Below are 21,444 nucleotides of genomic sequence, written 5' to 3' on the forward strand. Positions count from 1 at the left end.
CGGACGCCGTGCAGAACGGCGGGTCGGACTCACGGATCGCCTACCCCACAGATGAAGCCCAGGAGTCGCTCCTGGGAGATCGTTTGTTCACGTTCAGGTTTTCGTAGTCAGCAGCTTCACGCTGGGGGACACATTAGCGCGACCATGGGCCGCCCTCCCGCCCAGCCCCCGCCCGCACCGCGCGTGGTGCGACGATTGGGAGCGTGGCGTACTTCGACGCGGCCTCCACGGAGCCGCTGCACCCCCAGGCCCGCGAGGCCCTGATCGCGGCCCTGGACGTCGGCTGGGCCGATCCCGCGAGACTGTACGGTTCGGCCCGCCGGGCCAGAATGTTACTGGAACAGGCCAGGACCGAGGTGGCCGAGGCGCTGGGCGCCAGGCCGGACGAGGTCTCGTTCACCTCCTCGGGGACCCAGGCGGTGCACCTGGGCGTGCTCGGCACCCTGCACGGGCGGCGCCGGGCCGGGAGGCGCCTGGTGACCTCGGCGGTGGAGCACTCCAGCGTGCTGCACGCCGCGGGCATCCACGAGCGCGACGGCGGGGCGGTCGAGACGGTCGGCGTCGGCATCACCGGCGCGGTCGAGGCGGGCGCGTTCGCCGAGGCGGCCGCTGCCGAGGGCACGGCGCTGGCCTGCCTGCAGAGCGCCAACCACGAGGTCGGCACCCTGCAGCCGGTGGCCGAGGTCGCCGAGGCGTGCGCCGGGGCGGGGGTGCCGCTGCTGGTGGACGCGGCCCAGACCGCGGGCCGGATGCCGCTGCCCGGCGGGTGGTCGGTGCTGGCCGCGAGCGCCCACAAGTGGGGCGGCCCGGCCGGGGTGGGGATCCTGGTGGTCCGCAAGGGCACCCGCTGGCGCAGCCCGCTGCCCGACGACGACCGCGAGCGCCGCAGGGTCCCGGGGTTCGAGAACGTCCCGGCGATCGTCGCGGCGGCGGCGGCGCTGCGCGCCACCGTGGCCGAGTCGGCCATCGAGTCGGCCAGGATCGCCGCGCTCGTGGACCGGATCAGGACCGAGGTCGCCCGGACGGTCCCGGACGTCGAGGTGATCGGCGACCCGGTGGCGCGGGCACCGCACATCGTCACGTTCTCGTGTCTCTACGTGGAGGGTGAGGCACTGCTGACCGAACTCGACAGGGCCGGATTCTCGGTATCGTCCGGCAGCTCGTGCACGGCGAGTACGCTTCGTCCGTCGCATGTTTTGGAGGCCATGGGCGTGCTCACGCACGGGAACGTACGGGTGTCGCTGCCCCGAGGCGCCTCGGCGACGGATGTCGACCGCTTCCTGTCCGTCCTGCCGGACGCGGTGCGCAGGATCCGTGAGGAGGCGGGGGTAAAGCTGTGATCAACTTTCGGGGAGTGAGAAGGTCATGACGTCCAGCCAGGCCACCCCGGCGGATTCCGCCCAGCCTCCGGCCCTGACGATCGACGCGTTGGGCAAGAAGTGCCCGATCCCCATCATCATGCTGGCCGAGCAGATCAACCTCGTGCCGCTCAACGGGATCGTCTCGGTGCTGGCCGACGATCCCGCCGCCTTCAACGACATCCCTGCGTGGTGCCGGCTGAAGTCGCACCGGCACGTGGCCAGCTACGAGCTCCCCCAGCGGGGCTGGGCCATCCACGTGCGGCGTAATTACTGATCTGCCCTTAAATCGGGTATGTCCCCTCCGTAAGTCCGACCAGAGGAATCGGGGGGACGACATGAGCGGTGAGACCGCCAGAGATCTGATGCACGCCGGGGTCCGGTGCGTCGAGGCACACGAGACGCTCGACCGGGCGGCGCAGATGATGCGCGACATGAACGTGGGCGCGCTGCCCATCTGCGGCAGCGACGACCGGCTGAAGGGGATCATCACCGACCGCGACATCGTGGTCAAGTGCGTGGCCCATGGCCAGGACCCGTCCAAGATCACCGCCGGGGAGCTGGCCACCGGCCTGGTCTGGGTCTCCGCGGACGCCGACGTCGCCGAGGCGCTGGACAAGATGGAGCAGAACCAGATACGGCGGCTGCCGGTGATCGAGAACGGCCGCATCATCGGCATGATCAGCGAGGCCGACCTGGCCAGGCACCTGCCGGACGACAAGATGGCCGAGTTCGTCCACCGCGTCTACGCGGGCACCTGACACCCGGCCCGCGCGGACGGCCCGGACCGGGCGCGCGGACGACCGGAAACGAACGGCCGGAGCCCGCCGCGCCCGGCCCTGCGGCGCGAGGGCGCGGCGGGCCGGGCGCGGTGACGCGGCGACGGAGCCTGGTTCCGGTACGGGCGCCGGTTCGCGCACGAGTACCGGTCCCGCACGGGTGGTCACCGGCAGGGGTGACGGTCTCGGGCGCACGGGTGACGGTCTCCGGTACCGGGGGCGGTTCCGGCACGGGTGGCGGCCCCGGGCGCCGGAGGCGGCGGGACACGCCGGGTCAGGCGTAGTGGCAGTTCAGGAAGCCCGACACGTCCGAGGCGGCGTCGGCGCCGTAGGCGTCGGCGAGGCGCTCCAGGAAGACCTTCCGGCCGAGCTCGTACTCCTGGCCCCCGACGCGCTCCAGGACGTGGGTGGCGACGAGGTTGCCGACCTGGCCGCAGCGCTCCAGGGACAGCCCCCAGGCCAGGGCGGACAGGAAACCGGAACGGAAGGCGTCGCCCACCCCGGTGGGGTCGGCCTTGCCGAGCTCGGGCGCGGCGGGGACGTGCAGGGACGGCTCGCCCTTGCGGTCGATGACGACGCCCTTGGGGCCGAGCGTGGTGACGCGGACGGCGACCCGGTCGAGGATCTCCGCGTCACTCCAGCCGGTCTTCTGCTCGATCATGCCCTTCTCGTAGTCGTTGCCGAACAGGTAGGCGGCACCGTCGACGAGCTGGCGGATCTGGTCCCCGGGCATCCGGGCGAGCTGCTGGGAGGGGTCGGCCGCGAACGGGATCCCCCGCTGGCGCGCCTCGTCGGTGTGCCTGAGCATGCCCTCGGGGTCGTTGGGGCTGACCAGCACCAGGTCCAGGCCGCCGAGCCGGTCGACGATGGGGCCCAGCTCGATCAGGCGGGCCTCGGCCATCGCGCCGGTGTAGAACGAGGCGATCTGGTTGTGGTCCTGGTCGGTGGTGCACAGGAACCGGGCGGTGTGGTGGATCTCGGAGACGTGCACGGAGTCACAGTCGACGCCGTGGCGCTCCAGCCAGGAGCGGTAGTCGGCGAAGTCCGCGCCGACCGCGCCGACCAGGACGGGCCGCAGCCCCAGGCAGCCCATGCCGAAGGCGATGTTGGCCGCGCAGCCGCCACGGCGGATCTGCAGGTCGTCCACCAGGAACGACAGGGACACCCGGTCGAGCTGCTCGGCGATGAGCTGGTCGCCGAAGCGCCCGGGGAAGGTCATCAGGTGGTCGGTCGCGATGGAGCCGGTGACGGCGATGCGCACGGGGTTGTTCTCCTCGTTGTCGGCATCTGGAAACAGGGGCGTCGAGCCTCGCAAGAATACGCGACAGCGCGGGCGCGCGAAGGCCCCGCGGGGTGACGGATGTCATCCCGCGGGGCCTTCGCGGTCTCGCCCTACGGGACGAGCCGCCCCGTCCGGACCGGCCGTGCGCGCCCGGTCAGTTGAACGAGTCGCCGCAGGCGCACGAGCCCGTGGCGTTGGGGTTGTCGATCGTGAAGCCCTGCTTCTCGATCGTGTCGACGAAGTCGACGGTGGCACCCACCAGGTAGGGCGCGCTCATCCGGTCGGTGACCACGCTCACGCCGTCGAAGTCGGAGACGACGTCGCCGTCCATCGAACGGTCGTCGAAGAAGAGCTGGTAGCGCAGGCCGGAACAGCCACCGGGCTGCACGGCCACGCGCAGCTGGAGTCCCTCCTCGCCCTGCTGCTCCAGCAGGCTCTTGACCTTCGCGGCGGCCGCGGAACTGAGGATCAGGCCCTGCGCCGTGGTCTCGCTGCTCTCAACCGACATGTGGTGACTCCCGCGTCTGCGTCAGCCGCTCCCCGGGAACGGCTGTCTGTGTATGACGTCCTTCTCAGACGCTACCAACACCCGTCCCGGTGCACACATTCCTGAAAGGCCGCGAACTCCTCGCCCGGATCCGGGACCCCCTCCCGGCGAACGGCGCCTCCGGGACGTGTGTCATCATTAGTCGTCACTTCGACGATAAGGGGGTGTGGCCGTGACGACCACCGAGACCGGGCTTCCGCTCTTCGTCCTCGGCAGGGGTGTCGACCCGCACAGCGAGCGCGGCGTCGACTGTCCCGGCGAGCTGCCGTCCGCGTCCGACCCGGCGCTGGTGGAGCGCGCCCGGCGGGCCAAGGCGGCGCTCGGCGAGCGGGTCTTCGTCCTGGGCCACCACTACCAGCGCGACGAGGTCATCCGGTTCGCCGACGTGACCGGCGACTCGTTCAAGCTCGCCCGGGAGGCCGCGGCCCGGCCGGACGCCGAGTACATCGTCTTCTGCGGCGTGCACTTCATGGCCGAGTCCGCCGACATCCTCACCTCCGCCTCGCAGAAGGTCGTGCTGCCCGACCTGGCGGCCGGGTGCTCGATGGCCGACATGGCCACCTTCGACCAGGTCGAGGAGTGCTGGGAGGTGCTCCAGGACGCCGGGATCGCGGACGTCACCGTCCCGGTCACCTACATGAACTCCAGCGCCGACATCAAGGCGTTCTGCGGGCGCAACGGCGGTGCCGTCTGCACCTCCTCCAACGCCAGGCGCGCCCTGGAGTGGGCCTTCCAGCGCGGTGAGAAGGTGCTCTTCCTGCCCGACCAGCACCTGGGCCGCAACACCGCGGTGCTGGAGATGGGCCTCGGCCTGGACGACTGCGTGGTCTACGACCCGCACCGGCCGGGCGGCGGCCTGACCCCCGAACGGCTGGCCGCGGCCACGGTGATCCTGTGGAAGGGGCACTGCTCGGTGCACGGCCGCTTCAGCGCCCAGTGCGTGGACGACGTGCGCGCCCGCATCCCCGGGGTCAACGTGCTGGTCCACCCCGAGTGCAGGCACGAGGTGGTCACCAAGGCCGACCACGTCGGCTCGACCGAGTACATCATCAAGAAGATCGAACAGGCTCCGGCCGGGTCCTCCTGGGCGGTGGGCACCGAGCTGAACCTGGTCAAGCGGCTCGGCGCCATGTTCCCCGACAAGAACGTGACGTTCCTGGACCGGACCGTCTGCTACTGCTCGACGATGAACCGGATCGACCTGCCGCACCTGGTGTGGGCGCTGGAGTCGCTCGCCGCCGGCCAGGTCGTCAACCAGATCACCGTGGACGACGACACCGCCCGCTGGGCCGGGGTCGCGCTGGACCGGATGCTGGCCCTGCCCTGACCCCTGCCCTGACCCCTCCCCCTGCCGCGACCACGGCCGGAGCGGGGAGCGGGGACGGGCCCCGGCGGGTGGTCGACCCGCCGGGGCCCGCCGGGTGCCGGGGACCTGTCGCGTACCCGGGTTCGGGGGGCGATGGGGGGACACCGCCTGGGCGGGGCCTACTCCAGCTCGTACACCACCCTGACGCTCACCGACACGTCGCGGCGGCCGGGGCTGATCGAGGCCTTGTCCGCGATCCCGGCGGCGCCGTAGACCGGTGTCGGCGGGGTGAAGCTCTGCTCGCTGATCTCCAGGGGGATGCCGAGCCTGCGCCCGGCGAGCTTGGCGTACTGCACGGCACGGGCCCTGGCGTCCCTGAAGGCGACCTCGCGCGCCGCCCTGAGCGGCACGCGGTTGTCCGACACCTCGAACGACACGCCGTCCAGCCGGACCGCCTCACCGGCCGCGACCGCCGCGTCGACCACGTCGTCCGCGGTGTCGATGTTCCTGACCACGGCCTCGACGCCCTGCGCGGCCCGGTAGCCGGAGATCGTGGGATATTCCTTGTACTCGGGCCCCAGGGAGAGCTCGTCGGTCCTGAGGTCCTTGGCCGCGACCCCGGCCGCGAGCAGTGCCCGCGTCAGCGCCGCGGCGGCGGTGCGGGCGGCGGTGAAGGCCTCGCCCGCGGTGGGACGGCGCACCTCCACACCGGTGTCCAGGCGCATGACGTCGGGAGTGACCGACATCACGCCCTCCCCCGTCACGGTGATCTGGGGACGGTCCACCCCGACGGCCGCCGTGGCGGGCTCGGAGTCGGCGAGCGCGGTGCCGCCGAACAGCCCGGCGGAGACGAGGGCGGCCGAGACCACCGCCTGTGACATCTTGATCATAAGGTCATGGCATCACGGGGCCCCGGCCGCGGCTGCCCGCCCGCCGCCGGGCCTGTCGTGTCTTGGCCGAATCCCGGTACGGACGTTTACCCGCACCCGGCCGGGCTGGGGCGGGTGCGGGTGGGTCGGGATGGGTCCGGGCGGGTCCGGGCGGGTCCGGGTGGGTCCGGGTGGTTTCCGGAGGGGACGAGAACAGCTGCCCGGGTGATCGACGCGTCTCGGTACCCGGGACGGCCGGTGCCCCGCGATGCCCGAGCGGGTCGGCGCGTCGCGACGTCCGGGACGGGAGGTCAGATCCGGGTGAGCTCGCGCCACCGGGCCAGCAGCGCGGTGTCGCCCTCGACGACGTGGTCGCCGGCGTCGCACCGTCCCCACAGCACCTGGAGCAGGTCGGCCGAGGTGGCTGCGCGGACGGTCACGTCCCCCGCCCGTACCTCCCGCCGGTGGTGGAAGCGGTCGGGATCGAGGGTGATCACCCACCCCGCTCCGGTGCCGGCCTGCAGGGAGATCGTCTCGCCCGTGCCCCTGAGCTCCTTCACACCCGGCTGCCAGCGCACGTACGGCAGCACCTCCAGGAACTCCTGCACCCCGTCGGCGGCCACGTCCTCGTCGACGGAGACCGGGACGCCCAGCGCGAGCTCGGCGTCCATCCGGTGCACCACGGTCTCGTGCAGCGTCCGCCTCGACCAGAACCGCACCCGCCGGTCCCCGCCCCAGGCCCACATCGGCGTCTCGGCCTCCCGGGAGAGCAGGGCCTCGGGCAGCAGGACGGCCCCCTCGCCGAGCCAGGCCGGGTAGTCGCCCACGTCGGCGGGCAGGCCCGGGTCCACGTCGGCGACGTTGCGGCCCCGCTGGGCCAGCTCGCGTACCAGCGTGGCCGCCCAGCGGTGCACGGCGCCGACGTGGACGGCGAGTTCCGCCAGGTCCCAGCCGGGGCAGGTCGGCACCGGAACCGACAGGTCCCGGCCCTTGAGGACCTCGGCCATGCGGGTGATCTCCGTGCCGACGGCCCGGGCGTGCTCCTCGTGGGTCCACTCGCGCATGTCAGTCCTCCCGGGTGAAGCGCATGAACTGCTTCTCGTACTCCTTGGCGTCGGTGCTGGTGACCAGGACCCTCCGGACCTGTCCCGTGAAGTCGAACACCACCGCCTCGTAGCCGGAGCCCTTGCGCCGCCAGCCCGCGATGTGCTCGTCGTCGTACCAGCCGATCAGCCGTTCGGTCGGGAACGGGACGCGGACCTTCGGCGGGCCGTCCGCCGTCGTCGACCAGACGCAGATCTCCTTCTTGGTCCCCTTGCAGTAGGTCAGCAGCGACGAGCCGGACGGCGAGGTGTCGTCGCCCTCCACGGTGATCGGGGCGCCCACGTCCAGCAGGGTCTGCAGCACGGTGCCCCCGAGGTCGTAGAAGCGGATGCGCTGGGTCTTGCCGTCCAGCGCCCAGGTGCCGACGGCGCGGCCGTCGCCCCGCCAGAAGTAGCTCCACCTGCCCGCGTCCTTCTCCCTGACCCGGACGATCCTCGCCTTTCTGGTGTTCACGTCGATGATCGCGAAGCCGTACGCCTTGCTGGTGTCGCCGACGGCCTCGTACAGCGTCACCAGGCCGCGCCTGCCGTCCGGAGACCACTGCGGCAGCGTCGGGTAGACCGGGGCCTTGGTGATCCTGATCCTGCTCGCCGCGCCGGTGCGGTGGTTCACCACCGAGACGATCGAGTAGCTCTGCGCGTCGTACATCCGGTCGGTGCCCAGCGCCTGGGTGCCCGTGGCGTTGACCGTGTACTGGAAGTACGTGTCGTTCTTGACGAACCGGCCGTTCCCGGCCTGGCGGACGTAGAGGTTCTTGTCCCACTCCAGGCTGTACGAGCTCAGCCTGATCGGGTCCTGGTCGCTCTCGTGGAGGGTGAGCGCGCTGCCGGGAAGCCTGATCGTGCTGGTGGCGCGCGGCAGCTCGGAGCGGCTGGGCGCCGGGGTGGAGGCAGCGGTGCTCGCCCCCGGTGTACCGCCCGTCCGGACGGTGCCCGTCCCGCCGGTACCGGTGTCGGGGCGCGTCGCCAGCACGACGCCCCCGGCGACCAGGGCCGTGGCCAGCAGGGCGCCGCCGATCACGAGCCCCACCTTCCGGCCTCCGGCGGGCGCCCACTGCCCCGGGTACGAGGGGTGGGAAGGGGCTCCGGGGCCGTCCTGGTACGCCCGGTGCGGCTGCCGCGGGTCCGGCGGGTGCCCTCCCTGGCCCGGGTACCCGCCGGGGCCGGGGTGCCCCTGCTGCCAGGGCCTTCCGTGCGGGTCGGGGTGCTGCGCGTGTCCGGCCGAGCCGTGGGGGTCGGAGGTCTGCGGGTACCCGATCGAGCCGTGGGGGTTGAAGTTCTGCGCGTGCCCGGCCGAGCCGTGGGGGTCGGAGGTCTGCGGGTACCCGGCCGGTCCGGGGCCTCCCGGGTAGCCGCGCGGATCGGAGACCTGCGGCGGTCCGGGCCGCTGCGCGTACGCCTGCGGCCCGGAAACACCCGGGTGGCCGTACGGGCCGGGGTCGTGCGGCAGGCCGGGACCGCGCTGGGGCCCGGGGTCGTACGCGAGGCCGGGCTGCCGGTCGTGAGCCTGCGGCCCGGACCGTCCCGGACGGCCGCGAGGGTCGGAGACCTGCGGGGGGCCGGGCTGCGGGTACCCGACCGGCCCGGAGTGCCCCGGACGGCCGCGAGGGTCGGAGCCGCGCGGGTCCTGGACGGGGAGCCCCCCGCCGGGACCGCTCTGCCAGGCGAGCGCCTGCCGGTCCTGGTGCCCGCTCTGGTGGGCCCACTGGTCCTGGTGACCGCTCTGGTGGGCCCACTGGTCCTGCCGGACGTGGTCGTCGCCCGCGGGACGGGTCCACCCGGGGCCGGACCCGTCCCCCTCCGGGTGCCGATCGGGTCCGAGGCCGGGGCCTGAGCCGGGGCCGGTCTGCTGGGCCGCGGCTGCGGACCCCTCGGCGAGGATGCCGCGGGGCGCGGTGGGCGCCACGGTACCGGCCGGGCCGCCCGCGTGGCCGAGCAGCCGCAGCAGCGCCTCGCCCGCCGTGGGCCGCTGGGCCGCTTCCTTGGACAGGCACTGCCCGACCAGGTCGCGCAGGGCCGGGTCGGCGATCGCCGACAGGTCCGGCTCCATGTTCATGATCCGGTTGAAGATCGCTGGAAGGCTGTCGGTGCCGAACGGCGGCTGCCCGGTGGCGGCGAAGACCATCGTGCAGCCCCAGGCGAACATGTCCGCGGGAGATCCCGCGTTCTCCCCGGCCAGTTGCTCGGGGGTCATGTACGAGGGGGTGCCGATCGCCATCGCGGTCAGCGTGGAGGTGCGGTCGAGGGCCTTGGCGATGCCGAAGTCGATCACCCGGGGGCCGTCCGGGGCCAGCAGCACGTTGGACGGCTTGAAGTCGCGGTGCACGATCCCGGCCTGGTGGATGGCGACCAGCGCGGTGACCGTGCCGATGGCCAGGCGGTGCAGCGCGGCGCCCTCGCGCGGGCCCTCGCCGTTCACCACCGCGTCCAGGGTCGGGCCGTCGACGTACTCGCTGACGATGTACGGGCGGTGCGCCTCGACTCCGGTGTCGATCACCGCGGCGGTGCAGAACGGCGCGACCCGGCGGGTCGTGCTGACCTCGCGGACGAAGCGCTCCATCGCCTCCTCGTCCTGCGCCAGGTCGGCGCGGAGCAGTTTGACCGCGACCCGCACCCCGGCCGGGGACTCGCCCAGGAAGACCGTTCCCTGACCACCCTCGCCGAGACGCGCGGTGAGCCGGTACTCCCGCACCTGCTCGGGATCCCCGGGCCGCAAGGACGCGAGGTCCGCCATGGTCACACCCTTCTCCCGTACGCGCTTTCCGGGTCCCATTGTGGGGGCAAAGGGTCACAGGACGTACATCAAACCGCAAGCCGGACGGGCCATGATGGCGCGTTCCACGGGGTTTCCGGGCACGGCCCGGACAAGGCCCGAGGGCGGGTGGAGCGGGAGGAGAACCGGGTCCCGTCACGGGGCCGGACGAGCCGCGCGGCGTACCGGCGGCCGAGGACGGTGAAGGGGTACAGCGGCCTCGTGAAGCGGCACGCAGCGGCACACGGGGGGACACGGGGGGACACGGGGGGACACGGGGCAACGCACCGGCGTCACATCGGCACGGCACCGGCGCGGCATCGGGGCTGAGCCGGGGGGCCGTACCGGCGTCCGGGCGACGCGGTGACCCCGTGGTGCGGTGACCCCGTGGTCACGCGGACCACGGGGTTCTCGCGGGCGCGGCCGCGCGGGACCGGGGGACACGGTGGGCGCGGCGGGCGCGGCGGGCGCGCGGGCACGCCGGGGGCGGCGATCGGCGGCGATCGGCGGCACGTGACGGCCCGGACAGCCGGCCCGGACGCCCGGCGCGGTCGTCACGGCCACGACGACCACGGGAGTGGTCCGAGCGGGAAGACGGTCACCGTCCGGCCGGGCCCCGGCCCAGGGGACCGGGCCCGTGCCACGGGGCCGAGCTAGCCCGGGATCAGCCCCTCGTTGCCGAGCATCTCCCGCACTTCCTCCATGGAGGCGTCGGCCGGCGGGAGGATCAGTTCCGAGGACTCCAGGCTGTCGTCGGGCAGGGCCTTGCCGACGTGGCGGACCCTGTCCAGCAGGGCGTGCAGCCGCGTGCGGAAGGCCTCCTCCTCGCCGGCCTCGATGGCGGCCTCCAGCTCGGCGTCCAGCGTGTTGAGCACGTCGAGGTCGGCCGCGGAGATGTCGATCTGGCCTTCCCCCATGATGCGGACGATCACTGGCCCTCCCCCGGCTGACGCAGCTGCTGGGTCTGGTTGTCCTGCTGCTGCGGGTACTGCTGGGACTGGGGCTGCTGCTGCTGGGGCTGAGGCTGCTGCTGACCCGGACCGGAGGTGATCGCCCCCTGCGGGCCGGTGCCCTGGCCGAGCTCGGCCTTCATCCGTGCGATCTCCAGCTCCACGTCGTGCCCGCCGCCCATGCGGTCGAGCTCGGCCTGGATGTCGTCGCCGCGCTGGCCGCTGAAGTCGTCGAGCGCGCCGCTGGCCAGCAGCTCGTCGATGGCGCCCGCGCGGGCCTGCATGGAGGCCGTCTTGTCCTCGGCGCGCTGGATCGCCAGGCCGACGTCGCCCATCTCCTCGGAGATGCCGGAGAACGCCTCGTTGATCCGCGTCTGCGCCTCGGCCGCGGTGTAGGTCGCCTTGATCGTCTCCTTCCTGGTACGGAAGGAGTCGACCTTGGCCTGCAGCCGGTGGGAGGCCGTGGTGAGCTTCTCCTCCTCGGCCTGCAGGTTGTCGTGCTGCACACGAAGGTCGGCGATCTGGGTCTGCAGGCTGCCACGACGGGTCAGCGCCTCACGGGCGAGGTCCTCACGGCCGACCCCCAGCGCCTTGCGGCCCTGCTCCTCGAGCTTGCGCGACTGCGCCTCGATCTGGTTGATCTGAAGCTCCACGCGCTTGCGCGAGGTGGCGACGTCCGCCACACCGCGGCGCACCTTCTGCAACAACTCCAGCTGGCGCTGATATGAGTAGTCCAGGGTCTCGCGAGGATCTTCCATCTTGTCCAACGCGTTGTTCGCCTTGGACCTGAAGATCAGCGAAAGTCTCTTCATCACGCTCATGCGCGTCGGCCGTCCCCTTCTTCAAGTGCGCTTCGGGCCACCCAGTGATCCCGGCCCCCGAAAAGCACCGGAGCCACCATAGGGTTCACCCTACGCATAACGCGCGGGGGCGTCACTAAGTTGCAGTCCCGGTAGGCTGGCCTTGTGTTCCGACGTACCCAGACCACCGCGGACGACTCCCCCGCCTCCGCCAACGATCCTAAGCCTGCGGGCAAGGGGCGTCCCACACCCAAGCGACGGGACGCCGAAGGTCGTCGCCGGCAGCCGGTGAACGCCCCGCAGAACCGCAAAGAGGCCTATCGGCAGCTTCGCGAGCGCCAGGCGAACGACCGCGTCAAGGCCCGCGAGGGCATGCTCCGCGGCGACGAGCGCTACTTCCCCGCGCGCGACAAGGGGCCCGCCAGGAAGTTCGCGCGTGACTGGGTCGACTCCCGGCGCATCGTGAGCCAGTACTTCCTGCCGTTCTCCATCCTGATCCTGCTGCTGACCTGGATCCCCTTCCCGGTGAGCGTGCGGGGGTACATCTACGTCGCGGTGATCACGATCGGCTGGCCGCTCATGATGATCGGCGTGCTGCTCACCTCGATCTGGGTGTCGTGGAAGGTGAAGAAGCTCGCCGCGGAGAAGTTCCCGGACGAGAACCTCAAGGGGGTCGGCTTCTACGCGGCCATGCGCGCCCTGCAGATCCGCAAGCTGCGCTTCCCGCCCCCGGCCGTGCTGCCGGGCGGCAGGCCCGTCCCGCCGAAGAACTGACGGCCGCGCCCGCGGACGGCACGCCGAGCCGGTCTTCGAGCCCCGCCCCCGTTCCCGGGGGCGGGGTTCTTCGCGTCCGGGGCTCTCGCAGGCGTTTCCGATGATCTCTCCTCGCGCTGATCCGGGATTCCGGGAGGGTTCTCCGTTCGGGGATTCTCCGGGGTCCCGCTCGACGGCCGTCCGGGCCGGGGACGGGCCACGGATTCACGGATTCACGGCCCGGATTCCCGGGCTCGTGAGCTCTTCACGGGGTGACGGCCGGCACGTGGCGTACTCCATCGAGCCCGACACGCCCGACAGAGCATCCCGAATCATCTGGAATCATCCCGGCGGTTAAGGTCGGACCATGGAATTCCGCCACCTTGGCCGAAGCGGTCTCATGGTCAGTGAGATCAGCTACGGCAACTGGATCACACACGGTTCCCAGGTAGAGGAGGACGCCGCCAAGCAGTGCGTGCGAGCGGCGCTCGACGAGGGGATCACCACCTTCGACACCGCCGACGTGTACGCGGGCACCAAGGCGGAGGAGGTACTCGGCCGCGCCCTCCAGGGCGTCCGGCGCGAGTCCCTGGAGATCTTCACCAAGGTCTACTGGCCGACGGGCAAGGGCCCGAACGACCGCGGCCTGTCGCGCAAGCACATCACCGAGTCCCTGCACGGCTCGCTGCGACGCCTGCAGACCGACTACGTCGATCTCTACCAGGCGCACCGCTTCGACTACGAGACGCCGCTCGAGGAGACCCTCAAGACCTTCGACGACCTGGTACGCCAGGGCAAGGTCCTGTACGTCGGGGTCAGCGAGTGGACCGCCGAGCAGATCGGCCGGGCACTGAAGATCGCCGACGAGATGGGCTTCGATCGCCTGGTCTCCAACCAGCCCCAGTACTCCATGCTGTGGCGGGTCATCGAGGCCGAGATCGTGCCGCTGAGCGAGAAGGAGGGCGTCGGGCAGGTCGTCTTCTCGCCGATCGGCCAGGGCGTGCTCACCGGCAAGTACCTGCCGGGTCAGCCTCCCCCGGAGGGTTCCCGGGCCACCGACCCCGCGGGTGGCAACTTCATCTCCCGGATGCTCAACGACGACGTGCTCACCCGCGTCCAGGAGCTGCAGCCGGTGGCCGGTGACCTGGGCCTGAGCATGGCCCAGCTCGCGGTGGCCTGGGTGCTGCAGAACCCGAACGTGTCCTCCGCCATCGTCGGCGCCAGCAGGCCCGAGCAGGTCCGCGACAACGTCAAGGCCTCCGGTGTGAAGCTGGACGCCGAGGTGCTGAAGAAGATCGACGACATTCTCGGCCCGGTCGTCGAGCGTGACCCCGCCAAGACCGTGAGCCCGCCGAAGCGTCCCTGACCTCCGGTCCGGTCTCTCGTCGCGGCGAGGACTCTCGTAGCCGCAGAGGACTCTCGTAGTGGCAAGGGCTCTCGTAGTGGCAAGGGCTCTCGTAGTGGCAAGGACCAGGAACGGCGGGCTCCCGGGCCCCTGCCTCGGCGGGAAACCGGGAGCCCGCCGTTCACGGTCGCTTTGGCTCGCCCCGGCTTGCTCCGGTTCATTCCGGCCTGCCGGGGCTCGCTCTGCTCACTTTGCTTGATCCGGCTTGTTGCTCCGGTTCACCCGGCTTGCCGGGGTTCACTCCGGGCGCAGCGACATCCCCTCGTACTCGACGCGCTCGCCCTCGAGCAGGGTGACCTTCTCGACCCCGGAGTCCAGCAGCTCACGCCAGCTTTCACCGAGCCACGACTCGGCGTCGGCCTGGCTGGGGAACGTGTCGGACGGCGTCACACCCTCGACCATCTCGCCACCGTTCGCGTTTTCATAACGCCAGCGCCACGTCATGCCACAGCTCCTTCTCGCGGGTCTCGCCGTTGCCCCTCGTCGGCTCAGCGAACCCTACCTCGCCGGGCCGCCCGCAGGCGTGCAGGCGTGATCACGTCCCGTACTCCGCCTCCGGGCCGGGGCCCTGGCCCCTTCGACGACCTGATGGGATACCGGGTGTGAAGGTCCTGATCTCCGGCACGGCGAGCGCGGCGGGCTGGCCGGCCCCCGGGTGCGGGTGCGCCTCGTGCGCCCGCGTCCCCCCTGGCCGGAGCCGCACCTCGGTACGGCTCGACGGCCCCACTCCCCGGGTACCACCCGGCGGCCCCGTCCCCCACCCACCACCCGACGAATCCGGCCCCCGCCTGCCACCCGGCGGCCCCATCCCCCACATGGCACCCGACGGACCCGCTCCCCACGCGGCACCCGGCGCTCCCGTCCCCCACGGTGACCTCCCGTCGTCCGGAGTCGTCGTCCTGCCTCCGCCCGCCAGGCCGCTGCCGCCCGGTTACCGCGCCCGGTCGGGTCCCGACGGCCTCACCGTCACCACGCCCGACGGCCTGCGCATCCTGTACGCGGCCGCCCTCCCCGCCCTGCCGTTCCCGTACGCGGCCACCGGCCCGGCGGAGGAACTGGACATGGTGCTGGTGGACGTCCTGGACCGGCCGGAGCGGCTGGGGGACCTGCGGCGGCGGGGGCTGGTGGGCGAGCGGACGCACGTGGTGGCCGTCGACGTCGACCACCGGGTGCCGGCGGAGGCCGAGCTCGCCCGCAGGACCGCGCTGTGGGGGGTGCGGACCGTACCGGACGGCACGGTCATCGACCTTCGCGACCCCCCGCCCACCTCACCCTCCCCGCCCCGGCGGACCCTGCTGCTCGGCGGCAGCCGGTCCGGCAAGTCGGCGGAGGCCGAACTGCGGCTGGCGGCCGAGCCCGATGTCCTCTACGTCGCGACCGGGCCGTCCGGAGAGGGGGACCCCGAGTGGTCGCGCCGGGTCCGGGCTCATCGCGATCGCAGGCCCACCCACTGGGGGACCGCCGAGACCACCGACCTGGCCGGGATACTGCGGTCCGCCGCGAGCCCGTTGCTGATCGACGGGCTCGGCACCTGGATCACCGCCGTCTTCGACGAGTGCGGGGCCTGGTCGGGCGGGGAGGGTCTCGACGCGGTCGCGGCCCGGTGCGACGAGCTGGTGGCGGCCTGGCGGCAGACCCGTGTCCGGGTGGTGGCGGTCTCCGACGAGGTCGGCCTCGGCGTGGTCCCCCACACCTCCAGCGGCCGGATGTTCCGCGACGCCCTCGGCCGCCTGAACCAGCGCCTGTCCATGGAGTCGGAGGACGTCGGCCTCGTCGTCGCCGGTCGCCTCCTCGGCCCGATCTGAAACCGGCCGTCCCCGCCGAAGCCGCCCATCTTCGCCCGAACGCGATACCGGCCGTCCCCCTGACCAGATCCCCCCTGACCGGATCCGACACCGGCCGTCCCCCTGACCGGATCCTCCCCGACCGGACCCGGCACCGGCTGTCCCCGCCGGAGCCGACGCCGCCCACCTTCGCCCGAACGCGACACCGGCCCCCCCGACCGGATGGCACCGGCCGCCCCCCTTCGAACGGATCCACCACCGCCCCATCCCCCGGCCTGCTCAGCCGGGGTGCGACCGGGGCGGGCTAGGATCACCGGTCATGCCCGCGCCCCCCTCCCCGGACACGCCCCCGACACCGCCGGAGCCGCAGGGCCCCCCGGACAGGCCCTCGACGACGGCCGACGGGATCCGTCTCGCCGTCGGCACGCTGAGCGTGTTCCCGGTCCGGCCGGGGGTGGTCGACCGCCGGGCCGCAGGGATCGCGATGGCGGTCGCCCCGCTGGTCGGAGTGGCGATCGGGGCCGTCGCAGCGCTGGTACTGACGATCTCCCTGTGGCTGGCCGTGACCCCGCTCCCGGCATCGGTACTGGCGGTGGCGACCGTGGCGCTGCTCACCCGGGGACTCCACCTGGACGGGCTGGCCGACCTCGCCGACGGGCTGGGCAGCGGGAGGTCGGCCGAGCGGGCTCTGGAGATCATGAAGCGGTCGGACATCGGCCCGTTCGGGGTGGTCGCCCTGGTCCTCACCCTGCTGGTCCAGGTGACCGCCCTGCACGAGGCGATCCGGGCGGGGGCGGGGCCCGTCACCCTGGTCGTGGCCTGCGCGGCCGGGCGCCTCGCCCTCACCTGGGCCTGCCGGACCGGTGTCCCGTCCGCCCGCCCCGACGGCCTCGGCGCGATGGTCGCGGGCACCGTCCGGTGGGGCACCGTGCTGGTCGTCACCGCGCTGACGCTCGCGGCAACGGCGGCGCTGGCCTGGATCCACGAGCTCGGCATCCTCGGCGGGTACGCCTCCTCCTCCTTCGAAGGGGACGGATACGGTTACGTGAGCTACGTCCCCGGTAACGGGATCGTCCTGGACTACGGCCTCACGGCGGGTCTCGGGCCGTTCCTTGCGCCCTGGGGTCTTCCCCTGGCCGTGGCGGTGGGCCTGCTGGCGGCGTGGGCGCTGCGCCGCCGGGCCGTACGGCGGCTGGGCGGCGTGACCGGTGACGTGCTCGGCGCCCTCGTCGAGACCGCCACCGCGGCGACGCTCCTGGCCTGCACGGTGCTCGCGAACTGAGCTCCGGCACGACCTCCGGCCCGCCACCACCCGCCCTCCTTCGGCCACCGGCGCGCCCCCGTCGCGCCCCCGCCCGTCGCAGGCCACCACGGCTGTCGATCAGCCCCCTGTCACGCCACCTCCTGCCGGACCGGGACGACCGGGACGGGCGCCCCGACCGGACGGCGGGCGAACAGCAGGGCCGAGACCACGGCCAGCAGTGCGGATCCGACCAGGCTCGTGATCCCCGCGAGCGCGAGAACGGGCGGGTCGGCCGCGTCGCCCACGACCATGATCAGGCCGGCCGAGGCGTTCATCGATCCGTGCCCGACGACCGCGGGCCAGACGCTCCCCGAGTACAGCCGGAGCCAGCCGAGCAGTGCCCCGAAGGCCACGCAGAAGACGACGAACATCGGCGCCGCCCACGCTCCCAGCTCGGGGTAGTTGTACCCGCGCAGGGTGAGCGGGAAGTGCCATGCCCCCCAGATCACACCGGACGCCAGCAGGGCCCGCCACGTGCCGAGCGGTGCCAGACGCGGCAGCAACCATCCCCGCCACCCCCACTCCTCCCCGAAGGCCGCGACCGAGTTGACCAGCGGGGCGATCAGGACCATCAACGCGACCTGTGTCCACGCCAGGATCGCGGGATCCGTCGGGGACGGCCCCGTACCGGAGGCGGCCAGGCCCTGACGGAAGAAGCTCAGCCCCCGCAGGTCGACGGAGACCAGCCCCAGGGCGGCACTGAGCACGATCGCGACGGCCACCAGGGCGGGGATGCCGAACCAGGCCAGGACGACCAGCGCGAGCGTCCGCCCGCGTCGCTCTCCCAGCCGCAACCCGGTGTGTCCCGCCCACTCACGCCAGGTGGTGCCGGGCCGTCCGAGCCGCCTGTCGCGGGCCCGGACGGCGAGGACGCCGAGGGCCGGCGTGAACATCATCACCAGCGCGACCGGGAAGAACAGGGGCGCGCCGAGCCGCGCGTCCGCGAACCAGAGGGGAAGGGCGACCAGCCAGGACAGGCCGAACGCGACGGACAGGAACAACCACAGGTCGGGGAAACGACGCAGCATGGGACCACCTTTCGGACGCCGGCGCGAGGGCGCGGGCAGAGGGGAGGGCACGGTGGTGGGGACGCGGACCGGGGACGAGGCCCAGGGGACAAGGCGCCGGAGACGAGGTGCCAGGGACGAGGTGCCGAGGGCATGACGGCGGGGAGCACCGGCGCGGACACGGCGACGGAGGGCGACGGAGGGCGATGAAGGTGGGGCGCCGTGGGCACGGCGCAGGGGACGTCGGCACGGATGCGGTGGGGTGAGTGAGGCGCCCGAGGCGCCGTGACACCGGGTGTCAGCGGGCGCCGGGGCCGGTGGACTCCCTGGCCACGAGGGTGTTGACCAGGGCCGCGCCGTTCTCGGCGTCGTCGATCGAGATGGCGAGCCGGCCACCGGAGACGTAGCCCAGCACCAGGCACTCCCCGCCGCGGAGCATGACCGTGGCCGACCCCGGCAGGCCGCGGATGCCCCAGCCCCCGACGGCGGACGGGAACAGCTTCTCCGACCAGGCCCGTTCCACCCGCTTGATCGGGATGCGCCACCGGGGAAGGCGCAGCGGACCGTAGAAGATCACGATGCCCTCCTCGGTGACCTGCACCCGCGCCGAGCTGAAGATCAGGCCCACCAGCCCCACGAGGATCAGGGTGCCCGCCATGCTCCACAGGACGCCCTCGCCGCCGATCAGGGCGAACACGGCGCACCCCGCCCCGGCGGCCAGCAGCGATCCGCCGACCACCACCAGCGCGACGTTGTGCACCGAGGAGACCCAGACCGCGCGCTGGTCGGCGCCCAGTGAGAGCCGCCGAACCGCGCCGGTCTCCGGGACGTCGTCGGGGCCCGGCCTGGCGGCGACGGCGCCGAGCCAGCCGCCCGCCAGCAGCCCGAGGACCGCGACCGGCACGCCCCACCCCAGGGGAGAGGCCCGCCACCAGGCGGGGGCGTCCAGGTTGGCGGCCAGCGTGACGGCCTCGATCCCCAGGAGGAACAGGCCGCCGCCGCCCAGCAGGGCTCCGGTGCTCATGCGCGCCGTCCTGCGCCTGAGCGACAGGCGGCCGGCGAGGCAGGGCACGACGGCCGCGCCCACCAGCACCGCCCACACGCCCACCTGGAGCCACAGGAAGGCGTCGAACGACATGGAACGGTCGGGGGCGCCGGAGACGCCCCAGTGCGTCGCGAGCGGGTCCGGCAGCCGCTCGCGCAGTGCCAGCGCCGGAGCCGTCAGCGCGACGGCCACCAGCGCGAACCAGCCGACGGCGGCGGACAGGAAACGGGCTCGCAGACTCATTCGATCATTCCCTCCAAGGACCGGGCCCCGGGGCCCGGTCACGACAGTTCCCTGATGAGCTCGATGACGTCGTCGTGGCGGTAGCCGTACTGGACCGCCTCGGCGAGCAGGGAGCGCAGCTTCTCCTCGATGACGCTGCGCGGGTTGGGACGGTTGAGGACGCTCACGCCGCGTCCCCGCCGGAACTCCAGGACCCCCTCGTCCCGCAGGTCCCGCAGGGCGCGCAGCACCGTGTTGGCGTTGATCCCCAGCGCGGCGGCCAGGTCCCTTGCCGGAGGGAGGCGGTCTCCCGGTGCGTAGGACCCCTCGGCGACGGCACGCCTGATCGCCTCGGCCACCTGCTCGTGCAGCGGCCGGGGATCGTTCAGATCCAGTGTGATCAGCATGATGCTATCGACATTAGCACCATGACCCCGGATGGTGCCACCCCGAGTGGCACCATCATGCGATAGAATTCGTAGGACGAACCCTCGTTTATGCGTACCGTGAAAGCCCTACTAGCATCGGCCTACGTGACCACTGTGCGGCTGAACCCAACTGACAACGCTGTCTCGTTCGACTCCGACGCCCTGGTCGTCGGAGTGCACACCGGGCCGGACGGCCTGCTCGCCGCGCCCGGGGCCGAGGGCCTCGACGAGGCGCTCGGCGGCAGGCTGGCCACCACGCTCGCCGGCATGGGCGCCAAGGGTAAGCCGGGCGAGATCTCCAAGATCCCCACCTTCGGCGCGCTGACCGCTCCCCTACTGGTCGCCGTCGGCCTGGGCGACGCCCCCGCGGACGGGTCCGGCTACGACGCCGAGGCGCTCCGCCGGGCCGCGGGCACCGCCGTCCGCGCCCTGGCCGGGACCGGCCGCGTGGCGCTGGCCCTGCCCGCCGCGAGCGCCGACGCCGCCGGTGCCGTCGCCCTGGGCGGCCTGCTCGGCGCCTATTCCTTCAGCAGGTACCGCACCACCGGCGAGCAGACCGCCCCGGTGGCCGAGCTGACCGTGCTGAGCGACGCCGAGGGCGCCCGGGCCGCGATCGAGCGCGCCACCGTCCTGGCCGAGTCGGTCTCGCTCGTCCGCGACCTGGTCAACACCCCGCCCTCGGACCTGTGGCCGGCCCGCTTCGCCGAGATCGTGCAGGAGAAGGGCGCCGAGGCCGGCCTGTCGGTGGAGGTCCTGGACGAGACGGCGCTCAAGGAGGGCGGCTACGGCGGCATCGTCGCCGTCGGCCAGGGGTCGGTCAACCCGCCCCGCCTGGTCCGCCTGGCCTACAGCCACCCCGAGGCCGGCACCAGGCTCGCCTACGTCGGCAAGGGCATCACCTTCGACTCCGGCGGCCTGTCGCTCAAGCCGACGGCGTCGATGGACTGGATGAAGTCGGACATGGGAGGCGCCGGAGCGGTCTTCGGCGCGATCCTCGCGATCGCCGGGCTGGGGCTGAAGGTCAACGCGGTGGGCTACCTCTGCCTGGCCGAGAACATGCCGAGCGGCACCGCGCAGCGCCCCTCCGACGTGTTCACCAGCTACTCCGGCAAGACCGTCGAGGTGCTCGACACCGACGCCGAGGGCCGCCTGGTGCTGATCGACGGCATCGCCCGCGCCGCCGAGGACGAGCCCGACGTGATCGTCGACGTGGCCACGCTCACCGGCGCGCAGATCGTCGCGCTGGGCTGGCGGACGGCGGGCGTCATGGCCAACGACGACGCGCTGCGCGCCGAGGTGGTCGAGACCGCGGGCGAGCAGGGCGAGGGCGCGTGGCCCATGCCGCTGCCCGACGAGCTCCGCAAGGGACTCGACTCCCCCGTCGCCGACATCGCCAACCTGCACCCCGAGCGTTTCGGCGGCATGCTCACGGCCGCCATCTTCCTGCGGGAATTCGTACCGGACGGAGTCCGTTGGGCACACATTGACATGGCCGGTCCCGCCTTCAACAAGGGCGAGCCGCACGGGTACACGCCCAAGGGCGGTACCGGTGCCATCACCCGGACGCTGGTGGGCCTGGCCGAGCGGTACGCGGGCGAGTGACCACCACGAGGCCCTCGCCGGCCGGCCCTCGTCACCGCGCAAGCGGGTCACGAGGGATGCGGACAAATGAAAAGATGCGGTTGCCGGGGCCAGGCCGAGGGCGCCTCCCGGCGCGGCGCCGAGCCGGGACCGGCGGCGGTGCGGAAGCG

At 72.7% G+C, this 21,444-nt stretch carries 20 protein-coding genes; 9 read left to right on the forward strand and 11 right to left on the reverse strand.

Annotated elements, in window-relative coordinates; genetic code table 11:
* Nucleotides 1-203: 203 nt before the first annotated feature.
* The 3 genes from ACIBCT_RS27730 to ACIBCT_RS27740 all read left to right on the forward strand — a co-directional run bounded on the left by ACIBCT_RS27730 (nt 204) and on the right by ACIBCT_RS27740 (nt 2,119).
* Entirely contained in the window at nt 204-1,340 is a 1,137-nt protein-coding gene (locus tag ACIBCT_RS27730; RefSeq protein WP_399193407.1) for a cysteine desulfurase family protein, read from the forward strand.
* Between the two features lie 25 nt (nt 1,341-1,365).
* Nucleotides 1,366-1,635, forward strand: a complete 270-nt coding sequence (locus ACIBCT_RS27735) for a sulfurtransferase TusA family protein (protein ID WP_399193409.1) — start codon at nt 1,366-1,368, stop codon at nt 1,633-1,635.
* A gap of 61 nt (nt 1,636-1,696) precedes the next feature.
* Complete coding sequence (locus ACIBCT_RS27740) at nt 1,697-2,119, forward strand: CBS domain-containing protein (protein ID WP_399193411.1); 423 nt, start codon at nt 1,697-1,699, stop codon at nt 2,117-2,119.
* Nucleotides 2,120-2,411: 292 nt separating this feature from the next.
* Here ACIBCT_RS27740 and ACIBCT_RS27745 read toward each other — a convergent pair whose 3' ends face one another.
* Together ACIBCT_RS27745 and ACIBCT_RS27750 are read right to left on the reverse strand one after the other, a co-directional pair.
* On the reverse strand, nt 2,412-3,398 hold the full coding sequence (locus ACIBCT_RS27745; RefSeq protein WP_399193413.1) for a carbohydrate kinase family protein: 987 nt from the start codon (nt 3,396-3,398) through the stop codon (nt 2,412-2,414).
* 175 nt (nt 3,399-3,573) lie between these two features.
* Nucleotides 3,574-3,927 (reverse strand): iron-sulfur cluster assembly accessory protein, encoded by a 354-nt coding sequence (locus ACIBCT_RS27750; RefSeq protein WP_030910261.1) that lies wholly within the window; start codon nt 3,925-3,927, stop codon nt 3,574-3,576.
* A 211-nt stretch (nt 3,928-4,138) separates the two neighbouring features.
* Between ACIBCT_RS27750 and nadA the strand changes: the two genes are divergently transcribed.
* A complete protein-coding gene (gene nadA / locus ACIBCT_RS27755; protein WP_399193415.1) occupies nt 4,139-5,293 on the forward strand; it encodes a quinolinate synthase NadA in 1,155 nt (384 codons plus the stop codon).
* A 158-nt stretch (nt 5,294-5,451) separates the two neighbouring features.
* On the opposite strand, the gene ACIBCT_RS27760 is transcribed toward nadA, so the two are convergent.
* From ACIBCT_RS27760 to ACIBCT_RS27780, 5 genes are all read right to left on the reverse strand, one after another.
* Complete coding sequence (locus tag ACIBCT_RS27760; protein ID WP_399193417.1) at nt 5,452-6,162, reverse strand: SIMPL domain-containing protein; 711 nt, start codon at nt 6,160-6,162, stop codon at nt 5,452-5,454.
* Between the two features lie 290 nt (nt 6,163-6,452).
* Nucleotides 6,453-7,205, reverse strand: a complete 753-nt coding sequence (locus ACIBCT_RS27765; protein ID WP_399193419.1) for a maleylpyruvate isomerase family mycothiol-dependent enzyme — start codon at nt 7,203-7,205, stop codon at nt 6,453-6,455.
* 1 nt (nt 7,206) lies between these two features.
* Nucleotides 7,207-9,978 (reverse strand): protein kinase, encoded by a 2,772-nt coding sequence (locus tag ACIBCT_RS27770; protein WP_399193421.1) that lies wholly within the window; start codon nt 9,976-9,978, stop codon nt 7,207-7,209.
* Between the two features lie 671 nt (nt 9,979-10,649).
* A complete protein-coding gene (locus ACIBCT_RS27775) occupies nt 10,650-10,928 on the reverse strand; it encodes a hypothetical protein (protein WP_344886739.1) in 279 nt (92 codons plus the stop codon).
* Complete coding sequence (locus ACIBCT_RS27780; protein WP_399193423.1) at nt 10,925-11,767, reverse strand: PspA/IM30 family protein; 843 nt, start codon at nt 11,765-11,767, stop codon at nt 10,925-10,927. Before ACIBCT_RS27780 ends, ACIBCT_RS27775 begins: the two co-directional genes overlap by 4 nt.
* Before the next feature lie 144 nt (nt 11,768-11,911).
* Between ACIBCT_RS27780 and ACIBCT_RS27785 the strand changes: the two genes are divergently transcribed.
* Together ACIBCT_RS27785 and ACIBCT_RS27790 are read left to right on the forward strand one after the other, a co-directional pair.
* Complete coding sequence (locus ACIBCT_RS27785) at nt 11,912-12,520, forward strand: DUF3043 domain-containing protein (protein ID WP_399193425.1); 609 nt, start codon at nt 11,912-11,914, stop codon at nt 12,518-12,520.
* 346 nt (nt 12,521-12,866) lie between these two features.
* Nucleotides 12,867-13,865, forward strand: coding sequence for an aldo/keto reductase family protein (locus tag ACIBCT_RS27790; protein WP_344886733.1), 999 nt, complete (start codon nt 12,867-12,869; stop codon nt 13,863-13,865).
* A 276-nt stretch (nt 13,866-14,141) separates the two neighbouring features.
* Here ACIBCT_RS27790 and ACIBCT_RS27795 read toward each other — a convergent pair whose 3' ends face one another.
* A complete protein-coding gene (locus tag ACIBCT_RS27795) occupies nt 14,142-14,348 on the reverse strand; it encodes a hypothetical protein (protein ID WP_344886731.1) in 207 nt (68 codons plus the stop codon).
* Nucleotides 14,349-14,719: 371 nt separating this feature from the next.
* Here ACIBCT_RS27795 and ACIBCT_RS27800 point away from each other — a divergent pair, with 371 nt between their 5' ends.
* Together ACIBCT_RS27800 and ACIBCT_RS27805 are read left to right on the forward strand one after the other, a co-directional pair.
* Nucleotides 14,720-15,709 carry a bifunctional adenosylcobinamide kinase/adenosylcobinamide-phosphate guanylyltransferase gene (locus ACIBCT_RS27800; protein WP_399193428.1) on the forward strand — a complete coding sequence of 330 codons (990 nt, stop codon included), beginning with the start codon at nt 14,720-14,722 and terminating at the stop codon, nt 15,707-15,709.
* Nucleotides 15,710-16,007: 298 nt separating this feature from the next.
* Nucleotides 16,008-16,970: an adenosylcobinamide-GDP ribazoletransferase gene (locus tag ACIBCT_RS27805; RefSeq protein ID WP_399193430.1), complete on the forward strand. Its 963-nt coding sequence runs from the start codon at nt 16,008-16,010 to the stop codon at nt 16,968-16,970.
* 110 nt (nt 16,971-17,080) lie between these two features.
* On the opposite strand, the gene ACIBCT_RS27810 is transcribed toward ACIBCT_RS27805, so the two are convergent.
* The 3 genes from ACIBCT_RS27810 to ACIBCT_RS27820 form a co-directional block, all read right to left on the reverse strand.
* Nucleotides 17,081-18,019: a lysostaphin resistance A-like protein gene (locus ACIBCT_RS27810; RefSeq protein WP_399193432.1), complete on the reverse strand. Its 939-nt coding sequence runs from the start codon at nt 18,017-18,019 to the stop codon at nt 17,081-17,083.
* Between the two features lie 277 nt (nt 18,020-18,296).
* The gene (locus ACIBCT_RS27815; protein WP_399193434.1) at nt 18,297-19,286 is read right to left on the reverse strand and encodes a DUF1648 domain-containing protein; all 990 of its coding nucleotides are present in this window, start codon (nt 19,284-19,286) and stop codon (nt 18,297-18,299) included.
* 38 nt (nt 19,287-19,324) lie between these two features.
* Entirely contained in the window at nt 19,325-19,672 is a 348-nt protein-coding gene (locus ACIBCT_RS27820; protein ID WP_344886725.1) for a GntR family transcriptional regulator, read from the reverse strand.
* A gap of 90 nt (nt 19,673-19,762) precedes the next feature.
* Between ACIBCT_RS27820 and ACIBCT_RS27825 the strand changes: the two genes are divergently transcribed.
* On the forward strand, nt 19,763-21,295 hold the full coding sequence (locus ACIBCT_RS27825; RefSeq protein WP_399193436.1) for a leucyl aminopeptidase: 1,533 nt from the start codon (nt 19,763-19,765) through the stop codon (nt 21,293-21,295).
* Nucleotides 21,296-21,444: the final 149 nt, after the last annotated feature.

Source organism: Streptosporangium sp. NPDC050855 (genome assembly GCF_044456585.1).
Classification (GTDB): Bacteria; Actinomycetota; Actinomycetes; order Streptosporangiales; family Streptosporangiaceae; genus Streptosporangium; species Streptosporangium longisporum.